Source organism: Caldimonas sp., from assembly GCF_046291045.1.
Taxonomy (GTDB): domain Bacteria; phylum Pseudomonadota; class Gammaproteobacteria; order Burkholderiales; family Burkholderiaceae_C; genus Caldimonas.
This window is the reverse complement of record NZ_JBKBSL010000017.1, coordinates 1-24,105: the sequence shown is the minus strand read 5'-3', so window position 1 is coordinate 24,105 and position 24,105 is coordinate 1. Positions and strand designations below refer to the sequence as shown.

At 65.6% G+C, this 24,105-nt stretch carries 20 protein-coding genes and 1 tRNA gene; 17 read left to right on the top strand and 4 right to left on the bottom strand.

The features are described from left to right. Positions 1-26: 26 nt before the first annotated feature. Positions 27-1,055, top strand: coding sequence for a tRNA dihydrouridine(20/20a) synthase DusA (gene dusA / locus ACK4ZD_RS08030; protein WP_409660329.1), 1,029 nt, complete (start codon positions 27-29; stop codon positions 1,053-1,055). A 13-nt stretch (positions 1,056-1,068) separates the two neighbouring features. Here dusA and ACK4ZD_RS08025 read toward each other — a convergent pair whose 3' ends face one another. Both ACK4ZD_RS08025 and ACK4ZD_RS08020 read right to left on the bottom strand, forming a co-directional pair. Continuing rightward, the gene (locus ACK4ZD_RS08025; RefSeq protein WP_409660327.1) at positions 1,069-1,974 is read right to left on the bottom strand and encodes a DMT family transporter; all 906 of its coding nucleotides are present in this window, start codon (positions 1,972-1,974) and stop codon (positions 1,069-1,071) included. A gap of 51 nt (positions 1,975-2,025) precedes the next feature. After that, the gene (locus tag ACK4ZD_RS08020; protein ID WP_409660325.1) at positions 2,026-3,333 is read right to left on the bottom strand and encodes an aspartate aminotransferase family protein; all 1,308 of its coding nucleotides are present in this window, start codon (positions 3,331-3,333) and stop codon (positions 2,026-2,028) included. 132 nt (positions 3,334-3,465) lie between these two features. Between ACK4ZD_RS08020 and ACK4ZD_RS08015 the strand changes: the two genes are divergently transcribed. From ACK4ZD_RS08015 to ACK4ZD_RS07950, 14 genes are all read left to right on the top strand, one after another. After that, on the top strand, positions 3,466-3,945 hold the full coding sequence (locus tag ACK4ZD_RS08015; RefSeq protein WP_409660324.1) for an Lrp/AsnC family transcriptional regulator: 480 nt from the start codon (positions 3,466-3,468) through the stop codon (positions 3,943-3,945). Positions 3,946-3,947: 2 nt separating this feature from the next. Next, a complete protein-coding gene (locus tag ACK4ZD_RS08010; protein WP_409660322.1) occupies positions 3,948-4,415 on the top strand; it encodes a gamma-glutamylcyclotransferase in 468 nt (155 codons plus the stop codon). Between the two features lie 247 nt (positions 4,416-4,662). Further along, positions 4,663-5,952, top strand: coding sequence for an isocitrate lyase (gene aceA, locus ACK4ZD_RS08005; RefSeq protein ID WP_409660406.1), 1,290 nt, complete (start codon positions 4,663-4,665; stop codon positions 5,950-5,952). A gap of 305 nt (positions 5,953-6,257) precedes the next feature. After that, positions 6,258-8,180 carry a threonine--tRNA ligase gene (thrS, locus tag ACK4ZD_RS08000; RefSeq protein ID WP_409660320.1) on the top strand — a complete coding sequence of 641 codons (1,923 nt, stop codon included), beginning with the start codon at positions 6,258-6,260 and terminating at the stop codon, positions 8,178-8,180. 80 nt (positions 8,181-8,260) lie between these two features. Further along, positions 8,261-8,809: a translation initiation factor IF-3 gene (gene infC / locus ACK4ZD_RS07995; protein ID WP_409660404.1), complete on the top strand. Its 549-nt coding sequence runs from the start codon at positions 8,261-8,263 to the stop codon at positions 8,807-8,809. Positions 8,810-8,930: 121 nt separating this feature from the next. After that, complete coding sequence (gene rpmI, locus ACK4ZD_RS07990; RefSeq protein WP_047195226.1) at positions 8,931-9,134, top strand: 50S ribosomal protein L35; 204 nt, start codon at positions 8,931-8,933, stop codon at positions 9,132-9,134. 25 nt (positions 9,135-9,159) lie between these two features. Beyond that, the gene (rplT, locus tag ACK4ZD_RS07985) at positions 9,160-9,519 is read left to right on the top strand and encodes a 50S ribosomal protein L20 (RefSeq protein ID WP_409660318.1); all 360 of its coding nucleotides are present in this window, start codon (positions 9,160-9,162) and stop codon (positions 9,517-9,519) included. Positions 9,520-9,674: 155 nt separating this feature from the next. After that, positions 9,675-10,712 carry a phenylalanine--tRNA ligase subunit alpha gene (locus tag ACK4ZD_RS07980; RefSeq protein WP_409660316.1) on the top strand — a complete coding sequence of 346 codons (1,038 nt, stop codon included), beginning with the start codon at positions 9,675-9,677 and terminating at the stop codon, positions 10,710-10,712. Positions 10,713-10,752: 40 nt separating this feature from the next. Continuing rightward, positions 10,753-13,173: a phenylalanine--tRNA ligase subunit beta gene (gene pheT, locus ACK4ZD_RS07975; protein ID WP_409660314.1), complete on the top strand. Its 2,421-nt coding sequence runs from the start codon at positions 10,753-10,755 to the stop codon at positions 13,171-13,173. 69 nt (positions 13,174-13,242) lie between these two features. After that, a complete protein-coding gene (locus tag ACK4ZD_RS07970) occupies positions 13,243-13,584 on the top strand; it encodes an integration host factor subunit alpha (RefSeq protein ID WP_409660312.1) in 342 nt (113 codons plus the stop codon). 36 nt (positions 13,585-13,620) lie between these two features. Beyond that, entirely contained in the window at positions 13,621-14,115 is a 495-nt protein-coding gene (locus tag ACK4ZD_RS07965) for a MerR family transcriptional regulator (protein WP_409660310.1), read from the top strand. A gap of 28 nt (positions 14,116-14,143) precedes the next feature. Next, positions 14,144-14,220: transfer RNA gene (locus ACK4ZD_RS07960), tRNA-Pro, on the top strand. A 145-nt stretch (positions 14,221-14,365) separates the two neighbouring features. Then, complete coding sequence (locus ACK4ZD_RS07955) at positions 14,366-14,785, top strand: hypothetical protein (protein ID WP_409660308.1); 420 nt, start codon at positions 14,366-14,368, stop codon at positions 14,783-14,785. A gap of 16 nt (positions 14,786-14,801) precedes the next feature. Continuing rightward, complete coding sequence (locus ACK4ZD_RS07950) at positions 14,802-15,281, top strand: DUF6152 family protein (protein ID WP_409660306.1); 480 nt, start codon at positions 14,802-14,804, stop codon at positions 15,279-15,281. Between the two features lie 61 nt (positions 15,282-15,342). Here ACK4ZD_RS07950 and ACK4ZD_RS07945 read toward each other — a convergent pair whose 3' ends face one another. Continuing rightward, on the bottom strand, positions 15,343-17,139 hold the full coding sequence (locus ACK4ZD_RS07945) for a TolC family outer membrane protein (protein WP_409660304.1): 1,797 nt from the start codon (positions 17,137-17,139) through the stop codon (positions 15,343-15,345). Positions 17,140-17,459: 320 nt separating this feature from the next. Between ACK4ZD_RS07945 and ACK4ZD_RS07940 the strand changes: the two genes are divergently transcribed. Together ACK4ZD_RS07940 and ACK4ZD_RS07935 are read left to right on the top strand one after the other, a co-directional pair. Then, a complete protein-coding gene (locus ACK4ZD_RS07940) occupies positions 17,460-18,152 on the top strand; it encodes a transglutaminase-like cysteine peptidase (protein ID WP_409660303.1) in 693 nt (230 codons plus the stop codon). A 25-nt stretch (positions 18,153-18,177) separates the two neighbouring features. Continuing rightward, positions 18,178-20,085, top strand: a complete 1,908-nt coding sequence (locus ACK4ZD_RS07935; protein WP_409660301.1) for a LapD/MoxY N-terminal periplasmic domain-containing protein — start codon at positions 18,178-18,180, stop codon at positions 20,083-20,085. Between the two features lie 155 nt (positions 20,086-20,240). Here ACK4ZD_RS07935 and ACK4ZD_RS07930 read toward each other — a convergent pair whose 3' ends face one another. Then, a complete protein-coding gene (locus ACK4ZD_RS07930) occupies positions 20,241-24,038 on the bottom strand; it encodes a tandem-95 repeat protein (RefSeq protein WP_409660299.1) in 3,798 nt (1,265 codons plus the stop codon). Positions 24,039-24,105: the final 67 nt, after the last annotated feature.

Below are 24,105 nucleotides of genomic sequence, written 5' to 3'. Positions count from 1 at the left end.
CGCGTTTTGATCCTGCTGCTGCGCGTGTGACCCTGCTCCCGCCCGATTCCACCCCCTGGCGCCTGTCCGTCGCCCCGATGATGGACTGGACGGACCGGCATTGCCGCTACTTCCATCGGCTGATCACCCGGCGCACCCGCCTGTACACCGAGATGGTGACCACGGGTGCGCTGCTGCATGGGAACGTGGCCCGGCACCTGGACTACAACGCTGAAGAGCACCCGGTCGCGCTGCAACTGGGGGGCAGCGAGCCTGAGGATCTGGCCGCCTGTGCCCGACTGGCACAACGCTGGGGCTATGACGAGGTGAACCTGAACTGCGGCTGTCCCAGCGAACGCGTGCAGCGGGGGGCCTTCGGCGCCTGCCTGATGAAAGAGGCCGGCCTCGTGGCCGATGCGGTCAAGGCCATGCGCGACGCGGTGGATCTCCCGGTGACCGTGAAGCACCGCATCGGCGTGGACCATGTGGAGAGCTACGACTTCGTGCGCGATTTCGTGGGCACGGTGGCCGAGGCTGGCTGCGAGGTCTTCATCGTTCATGCCCGCAATGCCTGGTTGCAGGGGCTGAGCCCCAAGGAGAACCGCGAGATCCCGCCGTTGCGCTATGAGATCGTGCACCGCCTCAAGCGCGAGTTCCCCCAGTTGACCATTGCGATCAATGGCGGCCTGAAAGACGACGAGGCGATTGCCGCTCAGCTCGCGCACGTGGACGGCGTGATGATCGGCCGCGAGGCCTACCACAACCCCTATGCGATGGCTCATTGGGACACCCGGTTTTTCGGGCAGACGCAGCCCGCGCCCGAGCGGGCGGCCGTCGAGGCCGCGATGGTGAGCTACTGCGAACGCCAGCAGGCCCAGCATGGCGTGCCCTGGCCGCACATCGTGCGGCACATGCTGGGGCTGTACAACGGGGTGCCGGGCGCGCGCAGGTGGCGCCAGGTGTGGTCCGACCATCGCTTGCGGCAGCGTGCTCCCGCCGAGGTCATGGCCTTGGCCCGCCAGGCGATGGCCTGCTCAGCCGCAGCGGCGCGCGAGCCCGAAGGCGCGATCGGTTGAGGCCCAATCCTCGTCAGGCACGTCGTGCCGGCCAAGTGGCGAGCACCACACCAGCCACAGACAGGCCGAAGGCGAGCGCGTGCAAGGAGGTGAAGCGTTCGCCCAGGGCCAGCACCCCGACCAGCCCTGCGCTGATCGGCAGGAAGACGGTGAAGATGCCTGCCGAAGCGGCCGGAACGTGACGCAGGCCCGTCATCCATAGCCACACGGTGATCATGCTGGCCGCCAGCGAGTAGAAGACCAGCAGCAGCCAGTGGCCAGGCGAGACGCCGCTGAAGTCGAACTGCAGGGCCAGGACCAGTCCAAAAGGCGTGACCAGGACCCAGCCCCAGAGGTTCACCAGGGCGCTGATGCGCTGGGCCGAGACGTTGCCGGTGAGCTTCTTGCCGATCACCACGTACAGCGCTTCGCAGCAGACGGCGGCAAAGAGCAGGGCATTGCCCAGCAGGGTGCGCAGTCCCCCGGTCGCATGTCCGGAGTCGGCCGCCTTGGCCACCGAAAGCAGCACGATCCCGCCCACGGCCAACACGATGGCCCATTGCACCCGTGGGCCGATCCGTTCACCCAGCAGCAGCCATGACAGCACGGCCACCACCGCGGGGATGGACGCCATGATCACGCCGGCGGCCAGTGCCGACGTGAGCGACACGCCGAACAGCATGCACACCGAGAACAGGAAGTTGCCGAAAAAGGACTCCCAGAACAGCAGCCGACGGTCGGCCGGGGAGAGCGGCCGCTCGCCCGGCCGGCGGCATACCCAGCCGGCCATGGCCACCGCAGCGATGCCGAAGCGCAGCCAGGCCAACAGCATCACCGGGAAGACGAGCACCAGGACCTTGGACAGCGCGACGTAGCTGCCCACCAAGGCCATGCTCAGGGCCAGGCTGGCGTAGGCCGCCACGGGGACGGCCGAGCTCAAGGCGACACCCTCGCCTCGGGAGCACGACGACGGCATACGCAGCCCACAGGGTCAGCGCACCCGCCGGATGGCTGCGGCCACAGCCTCGACGATCCGGTCGATCTGTGCCTTCTCGATGATCAGGGGGGGCGACAGAGCGATCGTATCGCCCGTCGTGCGGATCAGGACGCCCTGTTCCCAGCAGTCGAGGAAGACTTCGAACGCGCGCTTGGCAGGTTCCTCGGGGCGGGGTGCGAGTTCGATACCGCCCACCAGCCCGATGTTGCGCACATCGATCACATGCGGCAGCCCCCGCAGCGCGTGCACCGCGTCGGCGAAGTACGCCTCCAGCTCGCGCGCTCGCGTGAGCAGGCCTTCCTCGGCGTAGGTGTCCAGCGTCCCCAGCGCGGCGGCGCAGGCCAGGGGATGGGCCGAATAGGTGTAGCCGTGGAAGAACTCGATCAGGTGTTCGGGCCCCTGCATGAAGGCGTCGTGGATCTCCTGCTTGACGAAGACGGCCCCCATCGGGACGCAGCCGTTGGTGATGCCCTTGGCCACTGTCATCAGATCGGGCGTCACGCCGAAGGTCTGCGCTGCAAAAGGTTGGCCGGTGCGACCGAAGCCGGTGATGACCTCGTCGAAGATCAGCAAGATGCCATGCTTATCGCAGATCTCGCGCAGGCGCTGCAGATAGCCCTGCGGCGGGATCAGCACCCCGGTGGAGCCGGCCACCGGCTCGACGATCACGGCGGCGATGGTCGAGGCGTCATGCAGCGCCACCAGGCGCTCGAGGTCGTCGGCCAACTCCGCGCCGTGAGCCGGCTGGCCGCGCGAGAAGGCATTACGCGCCGGGTCATGCGTGTGGCGGATGTGATCGACGCCCGCCAGCAGGGTGCCGAACATCTTGCGGTTGGCCACCATGCCCCCTACCGAGATGCCACCGAAGTTCACGCCGTGGTAACCCCGCTCGCGACCGATCAGCCGCGTGCGCTGGCCTTCGCCGCGCACGCGGTGGTAGGCGATGGCCATTTTCAGCGCCGTCTCCACCGACTCCGAGCCCGAGTTCGTGTAGAAAACCCTGTTCAGGCCGGGAGGCGTGAGTCTCACCAGCCGCTCGGCCAGCTCGAAGGCTTTGGGATGGCCCATCTGGAAGGGGGGCGCATAGTCCAGCTCACCGGCCTGTTGCTGGATCGCCTGCACGATCTTGGGCCGGGCATGACCGGCGTTGACGCACCACAGCCCAGCCACGCCATCGAGCACCTGGCGACCCTCCGGGGTCCAGAAATGCATGCCCTCGGCCCGGGCCAATAGCCGTGGGGCCTTCTTGAATTGACGATTGGCCGTGAACGGCATCCAGTAGGCGTCGAGCTCGGGGTGCATGGTGTTCTCCTCGATGGGGCGGGGTGAAACGTGAGTCTAGTGAGCCCGCGACGCAATGTGTGAGCGAGTCGGCGGGGCTGCGAAGCCCCCGACGCAATATCATGCGATCAGGATCTCGACCATTCGCAGAAGATGCAACAACCCGACGCGACCGTGCAACTCGATGCCATCGATCGGCAGATCCTGAGGATCCTTCAGGACGACGGCCGCATCTCCAACCAGGATCTGGCCGAGCGCGTACACCTGTCGCCCTCGGCCTGCTTGCGGCGCGTGCGGCGCCTGGAGGAGGAGGGCGTGATCGCCCGGTACGTGGCCCTGCTCCATCCGCGGGCAGTGGGACAACCGGGAACCTCCTTCACCATCGTCAACCTGGAGCGCATTACACCCGAGGCGATTCAGGCCTTCGAAAGTGCCGTGCGTGCCGAACCGGCCATTCTCGACTGCTACTACGTGGCCGGGAGCAACGACTACCTGATCCGCTTCACCTACCGGGACGCCGCCGACCTGGAGACCATCCACGGTGAGATCCTGTCTCGGCTGCCCGGCGTGGTGAGGTCGAATTCGATGCTGGTGTTGCGCACCGTCAAGCGCACCACTGCCTTGGAGGTCTGACCATGGACAGCCCGCTTGCCACCTTGCACCAGCCCAGCGGGCTGGACCACGTCTTCGTTTACGGCACTCTGCGTCGGGGGGGTGCCAATGACATCACCCGCCTCGATCCGCCCGGCCACTTCGTCGGCGCGGCGACCGTGCGGGGATGGCTGTACAGCTTGGGCAGCTACCCCGGGCTCCTTCTGGACGTGCAGGGGCCGGCGGTGGTGGGGGAGGTGTATGCCCTCGACCCCGTGCTCGAGCGCGTGCTTGATGGCATCGAGGAACTCTACCCCCAGCAGCGCGACGAGTACGTCAAGCGTCGTGTGGCGGTGGAGGTGGCGGGGCGGACGCTGGATTGTCTGGTCTATGAAATCCATCCGCGCTACGTCCAAGGGCGTCGCGCGCTGAACCCGCCCGATTGGTTGCACCACGCGCCCGCGCTGCCGCAGTCGCTGGGCGGCCCGATCCAGGGGGGGCGAGCGCCTTAATCTCTCACATGACGAAAATTGATTTTCGCGATATGGGATTGAGCCTTGATGCACCGCGCCAGAATTTTTCATTGTGGGAGTTACGTTTTCACAATGCGAAGTCAACTGCATAAGTTATTGATTTGATTGGATAAGTTTTTCAGTCTTATATAAGACATAAGTCTTGGCGAGGCGCCGGCGGCTCTCTATCCTTAGGGCCATTGCAACCTCTTGTCCCTTAGTCAGAACGGAGCCTCCCATGAGCAACCTGACCCGCGAACAACAAGCCGCCGCCCTCGAAAAAGACTGGGCCGAGAACCCCCGCTGGAAGGGGATCAAGCGCGGCTACACCGCCGCCGACGTGGTGCGTCTGCGCGGTTCGATCCAAATCGAGCACACGCTGGCCAAGCGTGGTGCCGAGAAGCTGTGGAACCTGGTCAACACCGAGCCCTTCGTCAATGCCCTGGGAGCGTTGACGGGCAACCAGGCCATGCAGCAGGTCAAGGCCGGTTTGAAGGCCATCTACTTGTCGGGCTGGCAGGTGGCCGGCGATGCGAACCTGGCCGGCGAGATGTACCCCGACCAGTCGCTGTACCCGGCCAACTCTGTGCCGGCGGTGGTGCGTCGCATCAACAACACCTTCCAGCGTGCCGACCAGATTCAGTGGTCCGAGGGCAAGAATGACATCGACTTCTTCGCGCCCATCGTGGCCGACGCCGAGGCCGGTTTCGGCGGCGTGCTCAATGCCTTCGAGCTGATGAAGGCCATGATCGAGGCGGGCGCGGCCGGCGTGCACTTCGAAGACCAGCTGGCCTCGGTGAAGAAGTGTGGCCACATGGGCGGCAAGGTGCTGGTGCCCACCCGGGAGGCCGTCTCCAAGCTCGTCGCCGCCCGTCTGGCTGCTGACGTGATGGGCACGCCCACGGTGCTGATTGCCCGCACCGACGCCGAGGCGGCCGATCTCATCACCAGCGACATCGACGACAACGACAAGCCCTACTGCACCGGCGAGCGGACTGTCGAGGGATTCTTCCGCACCAAGCCCGGGCTGGAGCAAGCCGTCTCGCGCGGACTGGCTTATGCACCGTATGCCGACATGATCTGGTGTGAGACTGGCAAACCGGACCTGACATACGCCAAGAAGTTCGCCGAAGCCATCCACAAGCAATTCCCTGGCAAACTGCTGGCCTACAACTGCTCGCCTTCGTTCAACTGGAAGAAGAACCTGGACGACGCCACCATCGCCAAGTTCCAGCGTGAGCTGGGTGCCATGGGCTACAAGTTCCAGTTCATCACGCTGGCCGGCTTCCACAGCCTGAACTACTCGATGTTCGAGCTGGCCTACGGCTACGCCCGCAACCAGATGAGCGCCTTCGTCGAGCTGCAGGAGAAGGAGTTCGCCGCCGCCGAGAAGGGCTTCACCGCCGTGAAGCACCAGCGCGAGGTGGGCACCGGCTACTTCGACGCCGTGACCACGACCATCGAGCGGGAGGCATCCACCGCCGCGCTCAAGGGCTCGACCGAAGACGAGCAGTTCTTCGACCAGAAGCACGGCTGAACCCCATGCCGATCGCCGGCTTGCCTAGCCGGCGATCGGCAGGTCAGACAAGCTCCCGCATCCTGGTGGATGCTCTTGGCTCATGGGTCGCAAGGCCTATGGGCCCTTTTTCTTTAGGGTACGGTACAATCGGGCTTCTTCAACGAAGAGCAAGAGCGAGAAAGGCACGACGGGTTATGACACCGCGAACTTCGGCCCCCTTCATTTGTGAGGTCTAGTCGGTCGGCCGCGGCTTTCGTGTGTTCTTTGTTCTTCCTTGTTGAAAAGCGCGGCGACTCCCGCGCTTTTTTGTTTTCGGAGATCCCATGGTCAGTGTTCAGCTTCCCGACGGCTCTCGCCGCGAGTTCCCCGCACCCGTCTCGTTGGCCGAGGTGGCTGCATCCATCGGTCCTGGGTTGGCCAAGGCGGCCTTGGCCGGACGCATCGGTCAGGGCGATACGTCGCGGCTGGTGGACTTGAGTCACGTGATCGAGGGTCAGAATGTGCCTGTGGCCATCGTCACAGCCAAAGACCCGGACGGGCTGGACATCTTGCGCCACTCCACGGCCCACCTGCTGGCTTATGCGGTGAAAGAGCTGTTTCCCGATGCCCAGGTGACGATCGGCCCGACTGTCGAGAATGGCTTCTACTACGACTTCGCCTACAAGCGCCCCTTCACGCCGGAGGATCTGGCCGCCATCGAGCGCAAGATGGCCGAGCTGGCCAAGAAGGATGAGCCGGTGGAGCGCAAGGTCGTGCCGCGCGATGAGGCGGTGGCCTACTTCAAAGGGCTGGGTGAGCACTACAAGGCCGAAATCATCGCCAGCATCCCGGCCGCAGAGGAGGTGTCGCTCTACAGCGAAGGCCGGTTCACCGACCTGTGCCGCGGTCCGCACGTGCCCAGCACGGGCAAGCTCAAGCACTTCAAGCTGATGAAGGTGGCCGGCGCCTACTGGCGGGGCGATCACCGCAACGAGCAGTTGCAGCGCATCTACGGCACGGCTTGGGCCACGAAAGAGGAGCTCGAGCAGTACCTGCACATGCTCGAGGAGGCCGAAAAGCGCGACCACCGTCGACTCGGGCGCGAACTCGACCTGTTTCACCTCGACGACCACGCGCCCGGCCTGGTGTTCTGGCATCCCAAGGGCTGGACGTTGTGGCAGCAGGTCGAGCAGTACATGCGTGCCGTGTACCGCGACAACGGCTACCAGGAGGTCAAGGGCCCGCAGATCCTGGACAGGACGCTGTGGGAGAAGACCGGCCACTGGGACAAGTACCGGGACAACATGTTCACGACGGAGAGCGAAAAGCGCGACTACGCGCTCAAGCCCATGAACTGCCCGGGCCATTTGCTGATCTTCAAGCAGGGCATCAAGAGCTACCGCGACCTGCCGCTGCGCTATGGCGAGTTCGGCCAGTGCCACCGCAACGAGCCCACGGGCGGCCTGCACGGCATCATGCGGGTGCGCGGCTTCACGCAGGACGATGGCCACATCTTCTGCACCGAGGACCAGATCCTGGACGAATGCGTGGCCTACACGGCCCTGCTGCAGAAGGTGTACAAGGACTTCGGCTTCGAGCAGATCATCTACAAGGTGGCCACACGGCCCGAAGCGCGCATCGGATCGGACGAATCCTGGGACAAGGCCGAGCATGCGCTGATGGAAAGCCTGCGGCGTGCCGGCTGCGAATTCGAGATCGCTCCGGGCGACGGTGCCTTCTACGGACCCAAGATCGAATACACGCTCAAGGACGCTCTGGGGCGCCAGTGGCAGTGCGGCACGATGCAGGTGGATTTCTCGATGCCCCAGCGGCTGGAGGCTGAGTACGTGGCCGAGGACGGCTCGCGTCGCGCGCCCGTGATGCTGCACCGGGCCATCGTGGGCAGCTTGGAGCGCTTCATCGGCATCCTGATCGAGCAGCATGCCGGGGCGCTGCCGGTGTGGCTGGCGCCGGTGCAGGTGGTGGTGGCCAACATCACCGACGCTCAGGCCGACTATGTCCGGGAAGTGGCCAAAACGCTGCAAAAACAAGGACTTAGAATCACGACCGATTTGCGTAACGAAAAGATCACGTATAAAATCCGCGAGCATTCCTTGCAGAAGGTTCCGTACATCCTCGTCGTGGGTGACAAGGAGAAAGCGTCCGGAGCCGTCGCGGTGCGCGCCCGAGGCAACCAGGATCTCGGTGTGATGGCCCTCGATACCTTCATCCAGAAGATCGCGAGCGACATTGCCCAGAAGCTGTGACGCGGGGTGGGGCCCCACCCCCGTGGCCGCAGGGTGCGTGTGTGTTTGTTGTTGGGGCCTGGGCCCTGGGGATTTGAACCATCGCTACTTTTCTTGACCGTCGCATCCCGAACGCGGAGCGCAAGCATCGCCTGAACCGTGAAATCACCGCGCCTGAGGTGCGGCTCAACGGGCCTGACAACGAGCCGCTGGGCATCGTGAGCCTCGCCGAGGCCTTGCGCATGGCCGCCGAAGCCGATGTCGATCTGGTCGAGATCGCGGCCACGGCAAGCCCTCCGGTGTGCCGCCTGATGGATTACGGCAAGTTCAAGTACCAGGAGCAGAAGAAGGCGCACGAGGCGAAGCAGAAGCAGCACGTCATCGACATCAAGGAGGTGAAGTTTCGCCCCGGCACCGACGAAGGCGACTACCAGATCAAGCTGCGCAACCTGCGCCGCTTCCTGGAGGACGGCGACAAGGGCAAGGTGACGCTGCGGTTCCGCGGACGCGAGATCACGCACCAGGAGATCGGCATGCGGCTGCTCGAGCGCGTGCGCGACGATCTGGCCGATGTGAGCGTGGTCGAGAACATGCCCAAACTGGAAGGGCGCCAGATGATCATGATCCTGGCGCCGAAGAAGAAAAAGTGATCACCCTCGGGTGATCGGCACCCCGGCGATGGTAGGTCGCCACGCCGGGGCAGTGGCCCGGGGCCGACAAGCCCGCGAAAGGTTCGCGGCGCCTCACGGGCACAACGAAGAAGGAGCAGTCATGCCCAAGATGAAGACCAAGAAGAGCGCGGCCAAGCGGTTCCGCGTTCGCCCGGGTGGCACCGTCAAGCGCGGCCAGGCGTTCAAGCGCCACATCCTCACCAAGAAGTCGACCACCCGCAAGCGCCAGCTGCGCGGCGCGGTCAACGTGCACGACACCAACATGGGTCACATCGCTCAGATGATGCCCTTTGCCGGTCTGTAAACGCTCGGGTTGAAGGAGAAAGCACATGCCTCGCGTCAAACGTGGTGTCACCGCACGCGCCCGTCACAAGAAGGTCCTGGCCCTGGCCAAGGGCTTCCGGGGTCGTCGCAAGAACGTCTTCCGCATCGCCAAGCAGGCGGTGATGAAGGCCGGGCAGTATGCCTACCGCGACCGTCGCGCCAAGAAGCGCGAATTCCGCCAGCTCTGGATCGCCCGCATCAACGCGGCGGTGCGTGAGCGCGGTCTGACCTACAGCAAGTTCATGAACGGCATCAAGAAGGCTGCGATCGAGATCGACCGCAAGGTGCTGGCCGACCTGGCCGTGCACGATCCGGCGGCTTTTGGCAGCATCGTCGACAAGGTGAAGGCTCAACTCGCTGCTTGATTGCCATGATGGGTCCGCAAGCCTGCGGGCCCGACATTGCAGCTCCCCGGCCTTGAAGCCGGGCAGCCGGAAAGGCCGACACCGGGTTCGGCCTTTTTTTATTGCCGCAGGGCTTGCCTGGCGAGCCCGGCACCGGAACCTGACGCCATCCACGCATGAACGAGCTCGAACAACTGGTCCACAGCGCCCGCGCGGACTTCGATGCCGCCCCGACCCCGGCCGACCTGGAGAACGCCAAGGCCCGCTATCTGGGCAAGTCCGGCCGTCTGACCGAGCTGCTCAAGGGCCTGGCCGCACTGCCGCCCGAGGAGAAGAAGACCCGCGGCGCGGCCATCAACGAGGTCAAGCAGCAGGTCGAGGCCCTGCTCAACGCCCGCCGGCAGGCCCTGGCCGATGCCGAGCTCGAGCGCCAGTTGCGCACTGAGGCTCTGGACGTGAGCCTGCCGGGGCGCCGCCGCGGTACGGCAGGCCTGCATCCCGTGACCCGGGCCATGGAGCGCATCGAGGCGATCTTCGGGTCGATGGGCTTCGACGTGGCCGACGGGCCGGAGATCGAGTCGGACTGGTTCAATTTCACGGCGCTGAACACACCGCAGGACCATCCGGCCCGCTCGATGCACGACACTTTCTACGTGGAGGGCGGCCACCTGCTGCGCACCCACACGAGCCCGATGCAGATCCGGCATGCGGTGCAGCACGTCAAGCGCCACAAGGCGTTGCTCGAGGCCGGCCATCCCATGCCGGACATCCGTGTGATCGCACCGGGGCGGACCTACCGCGTGGACAGCGACGCGACCCATTCGCCGATGTTTCATCAGGTCGAGGGCCTGTGGGTGGGCGAGAACGTGAGCTTCAAGGACCTGAAGTCGGTCTACGTCAACTTCCTGCAGGAGTTTTTCGAGACCACGGACATGCGCATCCGCTTCCGGCCCAGCTATTTCCCATTCACCGAACCGAGTGCCGAGATCGACATGATGTTCGGCAGCGGGCCCTTGAAGGGCCGCTGGCTGGAGGTGTCCGGCTCGGGCCAGGTGCATCCGCAGGTGATTCGCAACATGGGCCTGGACCCTGAGCGCTACATCGGCTTCGCCTTCGGCTCGGGCATCGACCGCCTGGCCATGCTGCGCTACGGCGTGAACGACCTGCGCCTGTTCTTCGACGGCGACCTGCGTTTCTTGTCGCAGTTCCGCTGACCCGTCCATCGTTCGAGACTCTGTCTGCAAGGAAGACGACGTGCAATTTCCCGAGTCCTGGTTGCGCGAGTTCTGCAACCCGCCGCTGAGCACCGAGGCCCTGGCCGAACTGCTGACGATGGCCGGTCTGGAGGTGGAGGATCTGCGCCCCGTGGCCCCGCCGTTCTCCTCGGTGGTGGTGGCCCGGGTGCTGGAGGTGGAGCGTCACCCGAATGCCGACCGCCTGAACGTCTGCCGTGTCGATGCCGGCACGGGGCAGACGCTGCAGATCGTGTGCGGTGCGCCGAACGTGTGCGCGGGGCTGAAGGTGCCCTGTGCCCTCGTGGGCGCCGAGCTGCCACCGCCGCAGGACGGGGGCGAGCCCTTGCGCATCAAGCTGGGCCAGCTGCGCGGCGTGGAGAGCCAGGGCATGCTGTGCTCGGCGCGCGAGCTCAAGCTCTCCGACGATCACGAAGGGCTGCTGGTGCTGGACGAGGATGCGCCGGTGGGACGCAACCTGCGGGAAGTCCTGGCGTTGGATGACACCCTGTTCACGCTCAAGCTCACGCCGAACCTGGCGCATTGCCTGAGCGTCTACGGCATCGCGCGCGAGGTGTCGGCGCTGACGGGCGCGCCGTTGAAACAACCGGTCTTCCCGCCCGTGAAAGTGAGCCATGCGGACAGACTGCCGGTGCACATCGAGGCGCCGGACCTGTGTGGCCGCTTCTCGGGCCGCATCATCCGCAACGTGAATCCGCGTGCGGCCACGCCGGCCTGGATGGTCGAACGCCTGGCGCGTTGCGGCCAGCGTTCGGTCAACGCCCTGGTGGACATCTCCAACTACGTGATGTTCGAGTACGGCCGGCCCTCGCACATCTTCGATCTCGACAAGATCCACGGCGGACTGACGGTGCGCTGGGGCCGCCCGGGCGAGCGCCTGGAACTGCTCAACGGCGACACCATCGAGGTGGACGCCCAGGTCGGCGTGATCGCCGACGAGCAGGCGGTGGAATCGCTGGCTGGCATCATGGGGGGCGAGCGCACGTCCACCTCCGACCAGACGCGCAACATCTACGTCGAGGCGGCCTTCTGGTGGCCCAAGGCCGTCGCGGGCCGCTCGCGCCGCTACAACTTCTCGACCGATGCCGGGCATCGCTTCGAGCGAGGTGTGGATCCGGCGCTGACGGTGGAGCATATCGAGCGCATCTCGCAGCTCGTGCTGGACATCTGCGGCGGTGAGGCCGGTCCGATGGACGACCATGTGCTGCGCCTGCCCGAGCGTGCCCCCGTGACGCTGCGCGTGGAACGAGCCTGCAAGGTGATTGGCATGCCGGTCACTCAGGAGGATTGCGCCGGTGTGTTCGAACGCCTTGGGCTGCAGGTCACGCAGGAACCAGGACGCCTGATCGTGCAGCCGCCCAGTTGGCGCTTCGACTTGCAAATCGAGGAAGACCTCATCGAGGAGGTGATCCGCGTGCTGGGCTACGACCGGCTGCCCGATACGCCGCCTCTGGCACCCACCGTGGCGAAGGTGCGTTCAGAGGCTCGCCGCAGCCTGCATGCGGTGCGCCACGCGCTGGCCGCGCTGGACTATCAGGAGACACTGAACTTCAGCTTCGTCGAGCCCCAATGGGAGCGCGACTTCGCCGGCAATGAGCGTCCCATCGAACTGCTCAATCCCATTGCCGCTCCCTTGAGCGTGATGCGCTCCAGCTTGATCGGCAGCCTGGTGCAGGTGCTGCGCTTCAACCTGGCGCGCAAGGCGCCGAGGGTGCGTGTGTTCGAGGCCGGCCGGGTGTTCCTGCGTGACGCTTCGGTGGCTGAGTCGGACACCACCGTTGCCGGGCTGCGTCAGCCGTTGTTCGTGAGCGGCTTGGCCTACGGTCCGGTGGACGAACCTCAATGGGGGCGCGAGGAGCGTGTGGTCGATTTCTTCGACGTCAAGGGCGATGTGGAGGCGTTGCTGGCGCCTCGTCAGGCCCGCTTCGAACCCGGGGAGCACCCGGCTTTGCATCCGGGGCGCTGTGCGCGCGTGCTGGTCGATGGGCGGCTGGTGGGCCATGTGGGAGAGTTGCACCCGCGTTGGCGCCAGCGCTACGAGCTGCCGCTTGCTCCGGTGGTCTTCGAGCTGGAGGCCGAGGTGTTGTTGCAACGTGCGCTGCCGACCTACCGGCCGATCGCGCGCCACCAACCGGTGTGGCGCGATATCGCGGTCATCGTGGGCGAAGGGGTGACGCACGATGCGCTGATGCAGGCCGTGGCGCAGGCGCCGACTGACGGGCTGGTGCGCCAGGCCGTGTTGTTCGATGTCTACCGGCCCAAGGCTCCCACTGCAGAGATCAGGCAGGGCGAGCGCAGCCTGGCCTTGCGGCTGGAGCTCCTGGACGACCGGGGGGGCTTGACGGACGAGCGCATCGATGCGGCCGTGCGGATCGTGGTTGACACCTTGGCCCATCGCCTGGGCGCGAGGCTGCGGGCCTGAGGCCGGCCTTTCCAACCGTGCGGGGCCGGGCCTGGAGCGCGCGGGCGATGAGTGTTGATGGAGAACGAGATGGACCGAGTGATCCTGCCGGTGATCGAGACGCCGACCTTGACCAAGGCCGAGCTGGCCGATCTGCTGTTTGAGCGCCTGGGTCTGAACAAGCGCGAGTCCAAGGACATGGTGGAGGCCTTCTTCGAGATCATCCATGCCAGTCTGAGCCGTGGCGAGGATGTGAAACTCTCGGGCTTTGGCAACTTCCAGATCCGCCGCAAAGCGCCGCGGCCCGGACGCAACCCGCGCACCGGCGAGTCCATCCCGATCAAGGCGCGCAATGTCGTCACATTTCACGCCAGCCACAAGCTCAAGGGCCTCGTGCAAGGTGAGACCCCATCAGGGGAAGACTTCGAGTAAAGTCTGAACATTCCCATCCGATCTCATTGATTTTCAATGGAGAAGGCGCTCCCAGCCATTCCTGCCAAGCGCTACTTCACCATCGGTGAGGTCAGCGAGCTGTGTGGCGTCAAGCCATACGTGCTGCGCTACTGGGAGCAAGAGTTCACGCAGCTCAAGCCCATGAAGCGGCGTGGCAACCGGCGCTATTACCAGCACCATGAGGTGCTGCTCATCCGTCGCATCCGCGAACTGCTCTACGAACACGGCTTCACGATCAGCGGGGCGCGCAACCGGCTGGCAGAGATGGGGCTGCCCGGTCGCGGCACGGCAGTCACCTTGCCCGATACGCTGGACAGTGGCGTCGAGCCGCTTGCGGCCGGGCCGTCCCCGACGGACGACGCGAGCCGAGGTGCACCGGCCACACCGGCCCAGGCCACCGTATCGCCGCTGTCTGCGGCACAGCCCGTCATCGGTTCTGACGTGCCGTACAGCTTGCAGCAAGTGCGAGAGGAGTTGCGAGCGATCCGCACGCTACTGGCACAAGACTGAATTTTCAGTCTATAATTCAAAGCTTCGTCGGGGTGTAGCGCAGCCTGGTAGCGCACTTGCATGGGGTGCAAGGGGTCGCGAGTTCGAATCCCGCCACCCCGACCATTGAACGCGGAGCCCGGTGTCCCTAAGACACCGGGCTTTTTGCTTTGAGCATGCTTTGCCTGGAGACTGAGAACGCTACAGTCTGCCCATGGCAACAGGATGCAAGAGCTCACGGCGAGGACCGTGCAGCCCGCACGGGTGAGGCATGTTCACGGCGCTGGCAGCCCATTCCTGGGCCTACCCCATGCTCGAAGTGGTGCATATCGTGGGCATTGCCTTGCTACTGGGCAATCTGGTGGCCCTGGAGCTGCGGGTGTGGGGACGGGCCCGCGCCTTGCCGGTGCCGGCACTGGCACGGTTGAGCCTCGGCTTGGCGCTGTGCGGGTTCGCGCTGGCAGCCGCATCAGGCTTGCTGATGTTGGGCACCCAGGCCTCGGAACTCCTGGGCAACCGGGCCTTCCTACTCAAGATGCTGTTGCTGGCGCTGGCCGGCATCAATGCAGCCTGGTTCCACATCCGGCGTTCGCTCGAACGGCTGGACGCGGTGGCCAAGGTGTCGATGATGGTGTCGACGCTGATCTGGCTGCTGGTGGTGGTCTGCGGACGCTGGATTGCCTATTGGTGAAGAAAGGAGCGGGCGCATGAAGCGGAGAGATGTCCTGGGCGCGGGGGCTGTGATGGCCGGGGGGTTGTGGGGGCGCCCGGCGTTGGCTCACCATGGCTGGAGCGGCTTTGATCAGGATCGGCCGTTGTACCTGGCGGGTCGCGTGGTCGAGGTGCGCTGGCGCAACCCGCATGCGGAACTGGTGCTGGAGGTGCCTTCGGGCTTGACCGTTCCGCAGGATCTGGCTCAGCGCGAGGTGCCGCGCCAGAGTGCTGCGGTCGATGGAGCCAGCTTGCTGGCCCGCGCCGTGGTGCCGACGCGGCAGGACACGCGCTGGGAGATCGAACTGGCCCCGCTGTTCCGTCTGAATCAGTGGCAGTTGGCGGCACCCTCGGTGGGTGTCCGTGTGGAGGTGGTGGGGTTCGGCTTCAAGGCCGAACAGGGTCCGGCGCTGGTGCGGGCGGAATACCTCTTCTTGGACGGTAAGGGGTACGGGCTGCGCTCGTCCCCCGTGTGAGATGCAAGCGGCGTGCCGAGGGGCCCCGCCCCGCGCGCGGGCAGCGTCTCGGCCCAGGGCTTCAGCGGTTCGTCTCGCGGTGAATGAGCCACTGCGAGCTGTCTTCCTGGCGCCAGGTCAGCACCTTGTGCATTTTGTCGCTGTAGTCCAGCGAGGTGTAGGTCTGCTCGAACGCGGTTTCGATGGTGTCGGGCGCCAGGGCGCGGGTGCGTACCGGCCCGAGTACGAGCCCAATGGGCCCAGGCTTGGTGACGCGCTGGCGGCGTTGGGCGACCCATTGGTCGTAGGTCATGGTCGTGGGCTGGAAGCGGGGTGAGTAGAAGCTCATGTAGCGTGGCAGGTCTTTCGCACGCCAGGCCGCCGCCCAGCCGTCGAGTTGGTGCAGCACGTGGGAGACTTTGTCGCCTTCGGGCTGCGATGTCTTGCTGGACGGAGCAGCCGCAGGCGGGGTCGGCGTGGCCGCAGGAGGCTGCGGGGCCGCCGGGGCGGCAGTGCTGCTCATCAGCTTGCGGGCGCGCTCGTCGAGTTCCGACCGAGGGGTGACTTCGACGACCGGGGTGACGATGGGGCAACGCTGTGCCCCGTCGTCCGCGGCGGTCCAGTCGGCATCGGGGGCGGCCTCGTCCAGCGGCCGGCTCAGGCCCAGCGCCGGCAGGAGTTCGCCCATCGCGGTGCGGGTGCGCAGCCGTGCAACGTCGAGATCGTGGCGGGCGTTGGTGTAGGCCCGCCGCGCGGTGTAGAGCTCGTTCTCGGCATTGAGCAGGTCCAGCAGGCTGCGCTGGCCTATGTCGAACTGGCGCCGGTAGGCGTCGCGGGCTTTCTCGATGGCGATCTGGTTGGCATCGAGGTACTGGAGCTGCTCGACGAGCTTGCGGGCGTCGTTGTGGGCGATGCTGGCGGTTTGCCAGACTTCGCGGCAGACGGCATCGCGCTGGTCGGCCGCCTGGTCCATCAGGCGTGCGGCCTGTTGCACCCGGGCGTGATCTGCACCACCGTTGTAGAGGTTCCAGTTCAGGACGATCTCGCCGATGGTGTCGCGCTTCTGGCCGGTCAGGCCTTCGTAGTTGTGCCCGGCGCCGGTGCGCACCCGGGCCTCGACGCGGGGCTGGTAGGCGGCCTCGCGCACCGAGGCTTGCGCACGCGCGGCACGCAGGTTTTCGACGGCGGCGGAGATGGCGGCGCTGCGGCTGAGCGCCGCTTTCAGTACGTCCTGACCGTTCTGGGGCAGGGGGATCTGGTCGAGCGTGACGGCCGGTCCCGCTTGCCGGGGCGGCGCACCGACGATGCGCAGGTAGCGTGCCGTGACATCGTGCAGGTTGGCGACCTCGGTGTTGAGGTTGGACTCGGCCAGGGCGAGGCGGGCTGCGGCTTGTTCGAGGTCGACGCCTCGGCTCACGCCGGCCTTGAAGCGGGACTGGATCTGGTCGAAGAAGGCTTTGTGCTGGACGTAGTTGTCCTCGGCCAGGCGCACCAGTTCGCGGTAGCGGGCGACGTCATAGTAGGCGCGCAGGGCCTCCAGGGCGATCTGCTCGGTGGTGTCGACCAGTTCGAAGTAGCGCACCAGCCGGCTGTGGTCGGCGCGGCGCCGGTCATGATGACCGGCCAGGCCATCCCAGAGGACTTGGGTGAGCGCCAGGCTCACACCGTTACGGTCGAGGGTGTCGGTGGCCGGGTTGCGGTTGTCGAAACGGTCCCGCTCACGGCCGGCATTGGCGTTCAAGTCCAGCCGAGGGCGGTAGGCGGCGCGGGCGGCATCGCTCTCATGGCCTGCGGCGCGGTAGGCGTTCAGGCGGGCGGCAAGCTCTGGGTTGCTCTGCAAGGCCTGCCGGGCCACGTCGTGCAGGGGGGCGGGGAGCAAGGCAGGGGACTGCGCCTGGGCGCTGGCACAAGTCAGTAGCCAGGCGATTGCAAGACAAAGCGGTGTGCGTGTCATGGGACTTCGACAGTGGAGGCGCAGGCAGTCTATCGACCGCGGAAACCATGCATCCCCCTTGCTTGAGGGGGGGTTGTGCAATCCGTCACGAAGTTTGCGCCCTGCGGCGGAGGTGATACCTCGGCGATCGGTGGTGGGCCCAGGGGCGGGCTCGCAGAAATAGGGGAGCGAGGCGGGGCTCCTCCGGGGGCGCATGGGATCGGAACACGATAGGCTTGCGGCTTCATATGTCTGCCCGCGCTCACATGTCCTGTTCCATGGGGCGGCTCGCCCGAGGAGGGCGGGTCGCGTGGTGCGGCGTGGCGGGTGTGCTGGCTGCCGGCCTGATGGCTTGGGCATTGTCGGCCCCCGATGCTCAGCGTCTGCAGCGTTCGGCCAGGGCGCTGGGGCCTCAGGCCGAGCAGAGGGCTGCGGCTTTGCTGTCGATGATGGGTCGGCTGGATCTGCGTGATATCGAGCAGGCGCTGGGAGAGGTCAACCGATTCTTCAACCGGCGCGTGGCCTTCCGGGACGACCGGGAGGTCTGGGCGGCGCCCGACCATTGGGCCAGCCCGCTCGAAACCCTGGCCAAGGGGGCGGGCGACTGCGAGGACTTCGCCATCGCGAAGTACTTTACTTTGCTGGCCGCCGGTGTGTCTGCCGAGCATATGCGCTTGGTGTATGTGCGGGCGCGCATCGGCGGGCCTTCGGGGGTGAGTCAGGCGCACATGGTGCTGGCCTACTATGCGCATCCCGAGACCGAGCCGCTGATCCTGGACAACTTGATCGACGAGATCCGTCCAGCCTCGCGCCGATCGGACCTCACACCGGTGTTCAGCTTCAATACGGAAGGTCTGTGGCAAGGGGTGGGGGCGGTATCGGCAGGTGATCCGGTGGCTCGTCTGTCGCGTTGGCGTGAGGTGCTGCTCAAAGCGGCGCAGGAGGGGTTCTTGCCATGAAGCATGTCGAGGGAGGGGGGCGCACATGTCGCTGATCCGACAGGTATGGCTGGTGGTGGTGGCCACCCTGGTGCTGGCGTTTGCCGGTAGTTTCGCGGTGACCATCGTATCGGCTCGTCACTATGTGCAGACGCAGTTGAGCGTGAAGAACAACGACAACGCCGCGGCGCTGGCCTTGTCGCTGTCGCAGCAAGGCGGGGACTGGGAGCTGATGGAGCTGTTGGTGGCCGCGCAGTTCGACACGGGGCACTACCAGGAGGTCTCGCTCACCGGGGTGGATGGGCGCAAGGTCGAGCGAAGCCTGCGCGAGGTGGCGGTGCAGGCTCCGTCATGGTTTGTGAGGCTCGTGCCTTTGGACTCGGAGCCGGGCGTCGCGCAAGTGTCAGACGGCTGGCGTGCAATCGGTACGGTGCGCGTGATCAGCCATGCAGCGTATGCCTATCGGGATCTGTGGCGTGCAACCGTGCAGGCCGCGGTGTGGCTCGCCACGGTGGGGCTGTTGGCGGGCTTGGCCGGGCATCTGATGGTGGGGGGCATCCGACGTCCGTTGAATCTGACGGTGCGGCAGGCTCAGGCTTTGGTGGAAGGCCAGTACCTGACGGTGGAAGAGCCCAGGGTGCCGGAGCTTCGGCACCTGACGCAGGCCATGAACTCGATGGTGCAGCGGGTGCGACAGACTTTCGAGGAGCAGGCTCGCCAGGTGGAGATGGTCCGACGCCAGGCAAGCTGTGATGCCATGACGGGTTTGTGGCACCGTCAGCATTTTTTGACCGTGTTCGAGCTGATGCTCGAGCGCGAGGATGCTGCGTCTGAAGGAACGCTGGTGCTGGTGCGGCTGCTCGATCTGGCTGGGCTCAATGTCCGCCTGGGACGGCGACAGACCGATCGGCTGATTGTGACGCTGTCGCAGGCTGTACAGGCATGGGGCGCAGGGGTCGATGACGCGGGAGCCGGACGCCTGAATGGTTCGGACTTCGCGCTCGTGCTGCCGAACCGGCAGGTGCGCAGTGAGGAGGTGGAGGCGTGGAGCCAGGGCTTGCGTCAGGTGTGCATCGAGGCGGGGGCCGTTTCTGGGGTGGCGCTGGCTGCCACGGGGTGGCTGCGGGGCGAGAAGCCGTCGGTGGTGCTGGCTCGCGCGGACGCTGGATTGGCGCACGCTGAGGCCCGCGGGGCCTTCGGGTGGCACCTGCAGGTGCAACAAGCTTCTCTGGCGAGTCTTTCGGGCGGAGAGGCCGCCTGGAAACGGGCGCTGGACGAGGCCCTGGCCTCCAGGCGTGTGCGGCTGGGTCGATTCCCGCTGCGTGATGCCCAGGGCATGCTCGTGCACTTGGAGTGCCCGTTGCGGCTGCAGTTGACCGATGCCGGTCCGTTCGAGCCGGCGGCGGCTTGGCTGCCGCTGGCGTTGCGCACGCAGGCCACGCAGGCCGTGGACTTGTGCGCCGTGGGCCAAGCCCTGCACGAGATCGAGTCCGATGGGCTGCCGAGGGGCGTGAACCTGGCCGCCGCGTCATTGCATGGGGCGGGCTTTACAGTCCGGTTGCGTGAGAGGCTGGCCGCGGCGGGTGCCGCGGCGCGGGCGCTGTGGCTGGATCTGCCCGAGGGGGCCGCTTGGCAACATCCGGAGCTGGTGCGCGATCTGGCGCAACAGCTCAAGGGCACGGGGACACGGCTGGGGCTGGAGCATGCCGGCGAGCACCTGGCACGCATCGATCGTCTTTACGAGATGGGGCTGGATTTCATCAAGATCGATGCCCGCTTCACGCGCGGGGTGGCAGTGCAGCCAGAGCAGGCGCGGTTCGTGCGCAGCACGGTGATGCTGGCCCATGGGCTGGGCCTGCAGGTCTACGCCGAGGGGGTGGCCCAGGCCGACGACCTGATGGTGTTGTGGGACTGCGGCATCGATGGGGCGACGGGGCCGGCCGTGACATCCTGAGCCGGCAGGGACGACCAGCCCCGGACTTTGACCTGCGCTGAGCCTCGATACGGCAGTTGACCGCATTGCTGCGCAAGGTCTTGAGACGCTTGACGAACGTGGATACGACGCGCCTCACCCTTGCGGGGGGGCGCGTCCGATGGCTGGACCTCGGCTCAGTCGGTGATCAGTTTGCCACGCTGCAGGAGGTCTTGAACGATTTGCAGGTCGCTGGTGAATCCATTGGTCAGATCCACGCCATTGATCTGAATGACTTGATCGACCGCAGCGCTGCTGAACCCTGAGGCAAAGCCTCCAGTCGAGCTGATGGAAATCGTGGTGTTGCCACCCGACGAACTGAAGTGGAGGTAGTTCGCAAGGTTTCCTGAATGCTCGCCGACCAGCAGATCTCGCAGATCGAGCACGTCGCCACCGGGGGCGTTGTCGAAGTCGGTGATGGTGTCAGTGGGCGCCGCCCCAGGGGTGCCTCGATCCGCCAGCTTCCAGGCAAAGACGTCCGCGCCGGCCCCACCGGTCAGGGAGTCGCTCCCGGCACCGCCAGCAAGGAAATCACGACCGGCACCGCCGATCAGGATGTCGTCACCGCTTCCCCCCATGAGGAGATCGTTCCCATCGCCACCTTCGAGCCGATCATTGCCGGCATCGCCGATCAAGACATCATCGCCTGCTCCGCCATAAAGTTCGTCATTGCCTGCGCCGCCGATGAGCATGTCGTGGCCTGCATTACCGTGGAGGATGTCGTTGCCGTCTCCGCCCAGGAGACGATCGTGACCATCGCCGCCGGTCAGGGTGTCGTTGCCGCCGCGTCCGAAGATGAGGTCGTTGCCGTTGCCGCCGCTGGGAGTGTTGGCATTGTTATTGCCGTTGATCAGGTCATCGCCATCCCCGCTGCTTGCAGCGGACGCCGTCATGTAGTTGTTGTCGGCAGTCCCGGACGAGGATGTGCCCGTCGTGGTGACGGATCGATACAGGTCGATCTGGTGTCTGACGGGATAGGCAGAACCGTCTTCGGCCGTGACTACGACGGTCGAATAGTTCGTCGAATTCGCCGTTGTGATCGCAGGGAACAGAGCGGTCAGCTGGGAAAGATCCCAGGTGCTCAAGCTCAGGGTGACTTCGCCACTGGCACCGACGGTGACCGATTGCGCCCCCGACTGGAGCACCGTGCCTTGGGGCAGACCGCTGATCCGGATGGTGTGCACGTTCGCGCCGTTGGCGATCTGGATGGGGAAGTTGATCGTCCGGTTCTCGGCGTTGCTGCCGGTGCCCGGTTGGTCGACGATGGTCAAGGCTTGGGGCACGTACACCTGCGGTTGAGCATGGACGCGCACCTGCAAGGAAGCGTTCGCGGTGGCGGTGTGCCCGTTGGCGCTTTCTTGCGATGTTGCGCTGACTTCCAAATCGATCACTCCTGCGTAACCGGCAGGTGGACGCAGTCTCAGCGTGGCCAGGTTCCAACCCAAGACGTCCACCGAGGTTTGCGCGGCGGTGGCCGTGAAGCTCGAGCTGCCATCGGTGAGTGTGGATCCGACCGGGAGGCCCGACAGGACGATCGACGAGATGGATTCTGATCCGTCGGTGTCGGTCAGGGTCGCGTTGATGCGACTCAGACTGATGAAGCTGTCAGGACTGCCTTCGTTCGCAACCAGCGGATAGTAGCCGCCAGAGCCTACGCTCACGAAGGGGCCGTGGGGCATGGATTGTGCGTCGACCACATCGATGCTGGTGAACAGAGGCAGCGAACTGAGCGGAGACGTCGAGCCGTCGCCATTGAGCACCTTGATTTCGACTGCCCCAGCCCCTGAGTTGTTGGCGAGGTACATCTCGAAGCTGTAGTAACCACTTTGAGATGGCGTGTAGTTCCACGTGCGGTTGCCCCAACTGTCGTGGTTTTCAGAGGCGATGATGTTGCCGCCGATGCGCAAGGTGTAGGTGTCGTCCACGTAGCCAGTGAAGGTGTACGCACGGCCGCCTTCGAGGTATACCAAGCCATTCAGACTCACCCCGTTGTTTGTGATGACTCCGGTTTGCGAGTTGCTGTCTAGGGCGTTGTTGTACAGATCAAAGTCGCTGACGACGGTCGAGGACGTGGGCGTCATCCCGGCCATGATGCCCGGCAAATTGGCGGCGGTACGCTCCGTGAGGCCTGAGCCCGCGGCCGCCACGTTGGTGTACTGATTCATGATCAGCCCACGACCCGAGGCCGTGTCGGTGCTCGGAGCCGGGCTGACGGGGGTGGGTGAGGTGAAGCTCAGTGCAGGTGCGTCGGCCACCGCGATGACATCGATGCTGGCTGTGGCTGGCGCAGATGCTGCACCGTCGTTGTCCGAGGCGGTGTAGGTGAAGCTGACCGAGCCGCTCCAGTGAGGGTTGGGAACGAAATACAGGGTCGGGGCGCTCACCGTGTCGCCAGCGTTGATCGCCGTGCTCAAGCCTGCGTCGGCGTACAGCGTTCCGTTGGCAGGCACGCTGGTCAGCGTGTAGCTTGCGATGGTGCCGTCGATATCGGTGGCGGCCAGAGCGATGGCAATGGGCCCGCCGTCTTCGGTTCCGGAACTGGAGACGTTGGTCGCGGTGGGGGCGTCGTTGACCGCGGTGATGCTCAGGAACACCGAAGCCGTCTCTGTCGTCCCTCCAGAGGTGACGGTGTAGGTGAAGCTGGTCGGACCGTGATAGTCGGCCTCGGGCACGAACACGAGCATTCCGCCCGCGGTGAGGCTGACGCTGCCATGGGCCACGGCCACTGGAGGGCCACCGGCGATGATGGGCTGAACATCGATGGCGGTGATGGTGCGGCCCGGATCGGAGAACGTGTCGTTGGCCAACACGTTCAGGTTGGCCGCAGAGTCCTCGCTGGTCGTGAAGCTGTCGCTGGCGATGTCGCTCACCGGAGTGATCGTCAGCGACAGCGTATCGGTGAGGGTGCTGGTGCCGTCAGTGGTCGTGACGGTGATGGAGGCCGGGCCGTGATAGTCGGCGGGCGGCACATACGTGGTGCCCACCAAGGCAGCATTGACGGCCGCCGGGGAACCCGAGAGTGTGACGCTGCCGCTGCCGTTGCCCGAAACCGTGACACCGCTGGTCGAGCCCAGGGTGAGAGTGCCCGTCGCGGTGCTGATCGTGGTGGTGATCGAAGCACTGTCGACGTCAGCCACGTAGGTGCCCGGCAACAAGTAGACAGAGGAGTCCTCGGCCATCACCACGGGATCGGGGAGGAAGTGCTGGGGCGCATCGTCGATGGCTTGCACCTCGATGACCGCCGTTGCGGCGGCGGAGGTGTTGCCGTTACGGTCGGTGACCGTGACGGTCACGATCCGATCGACTGTGGCGGGATCTTCGCTCGAGTTGGAAAAGGTCACGGACCGGATGGCCGTCTCATAGTCGGCCAGCGACGCTGTGCCGCTGAAAGTGATCGTGTGACCCGACAGCGAGGCGGTGATACCCGGAGGCAAGGTGCCGTAACTCAGCACATCGTCAGTCTGCGGGTTCGTCAAGACCACGGTCGCGCCGGTCAGGGTGGGCGAATCCGTATCGGTGATCGACAGATCGATATCGCTGATCGAAACCGGGCTTGAGTTTTCAGTGAATGTGGCCAGGTATCCCGTGCCCGCTTCGGACGCATCGAGGTCGATCACTGGGGCGTGGATGTCGGCTGTCAGGGACAGCGAAGCCGCAGTGCCCGGGTTGCCGGCGGTGTCGGTGTAGGAGCCGGCGCTGACGGCAAGGCTGGGCGTGTCGGTGCCCGATTGCGTGAAAGTCGCCGTCCAGGTGGTGGGCCCGGTCTGGGTCAAGCCGGAGAGCGTGCCGCCGGTGACGACCACATCCGAGGCGTCGAAGCCCGTGACGGCCTCGGAGAACGTGAAGGTCACGGTGGTGGACTCGCCGGCGGCCAGCAAGGTGTCGGCGGCGGAGAGGGTGAGCGTGGGCGCGGCAGTGTCGGCGCTCAGGCTCAAGGAGGCAGCGCTGCCGGCGTTGCCCGCCAGGTCGGTGTAGGAGCCGGCGCTGACGGCAAGGCTGGGC

Excerpts from the sequence above, each read along its gene's own strand:
- ACK4ZD_RS08020 (WP_409660325.1), bottom strand. The coding sequence starts at position 3,333 with ATGCACCCCGAGCTCGACGCCTACTGGATGCCGTTCACGGCCAATCGT.
- ACK4ZD_RS08015 (WP_409660324.1), top strand. The coding sequence starts at position 3,466 with ATGCAACAACCCGACGCGACCGTGCAACTCGATGCCATCGATCGGCAG.
- ACK4ZD_RS08010 (WP_409660322.1), top strand. The coding sequence starts at position 3,948 with ATGGACAGCCCGCTTGCCACCTTGCACCAGCCCAGCGGGCTGGACCAC.
- thrS (WP_409660320.1), top strand. The coding sequence starts at position 6,258 with ATGGTCAGTGTTCAGCTTCCCGACGGCTCTCGCCGCGAGTTCCCCGCA.
- rpmI (WP_047195226.1), top strand. The coding sequence starts at position 8,931 with ATGCCCAAGATGAAGACCAAGAAGAGCGCGGCCAAGCGGTTCCGCGTT.
- rplT (WP_409660318.1), top strand. The coding sequence starts at position 9,160 with ATGCCTCGCGTCAAACGTGGTGTCACCGCACGCGCCCGTCACAAGAAG.
- ACK4ZD_RS07980 (WP_409660316.1), top strand. The coding sequence starts at position 9,675 with ATGAACGAGCTCGAACAACTGGTCCACAGCGCCCGCGCGGACTTCGAT.
- ACK4ZD_RS07970 (WP_409660312.1), top strand. The coding sequence starts at position 13,243 with ATGGACCGAGTGATCCTGCCGGTGATCGAGACGCCGACCTTGACCAAG.
- ACK4ZD_RS07965 (WP_409660310.1), top strand. The coding sequence starts at position 13,621 with ATGGAGAAGGCGCTCCCAGCCATTCCTGCCAAGCGCTACTTCACCATC.
- ACK4ZD_RS07955 (WP_409660308.1), top strand. The coding sequence starts at position 14,366 with ATGTTCACGGCGCTGGCAGCCCATTCCTGGGCCTACCCCATGCTCGAA.
- ACK4ZD_RS07950 (WP_409660306.1), top strand. The coding sequence starts at position 14,802 with ATGAAGCGGAGAGATGTCCTGGGCGCGGGGGCTGTGATGGCCGGGGGG.
- ACK4ZD_RS07940 (WP_409660303.1), top strand. The coding sequence starts at position 17,460 with ATGTCCTGTTCCATGGGGCGGCTCGCCCGAGGAGGGCGGGTCGCGTGG.
- ACK4ZD_RS07935 (WP_409660301.1), top strand. The coding sequence starts at position 18,178 with ATGTCGCTGATCCGACAGGTATGGCTGGTGGTGGTGGCCACCCTGGTG.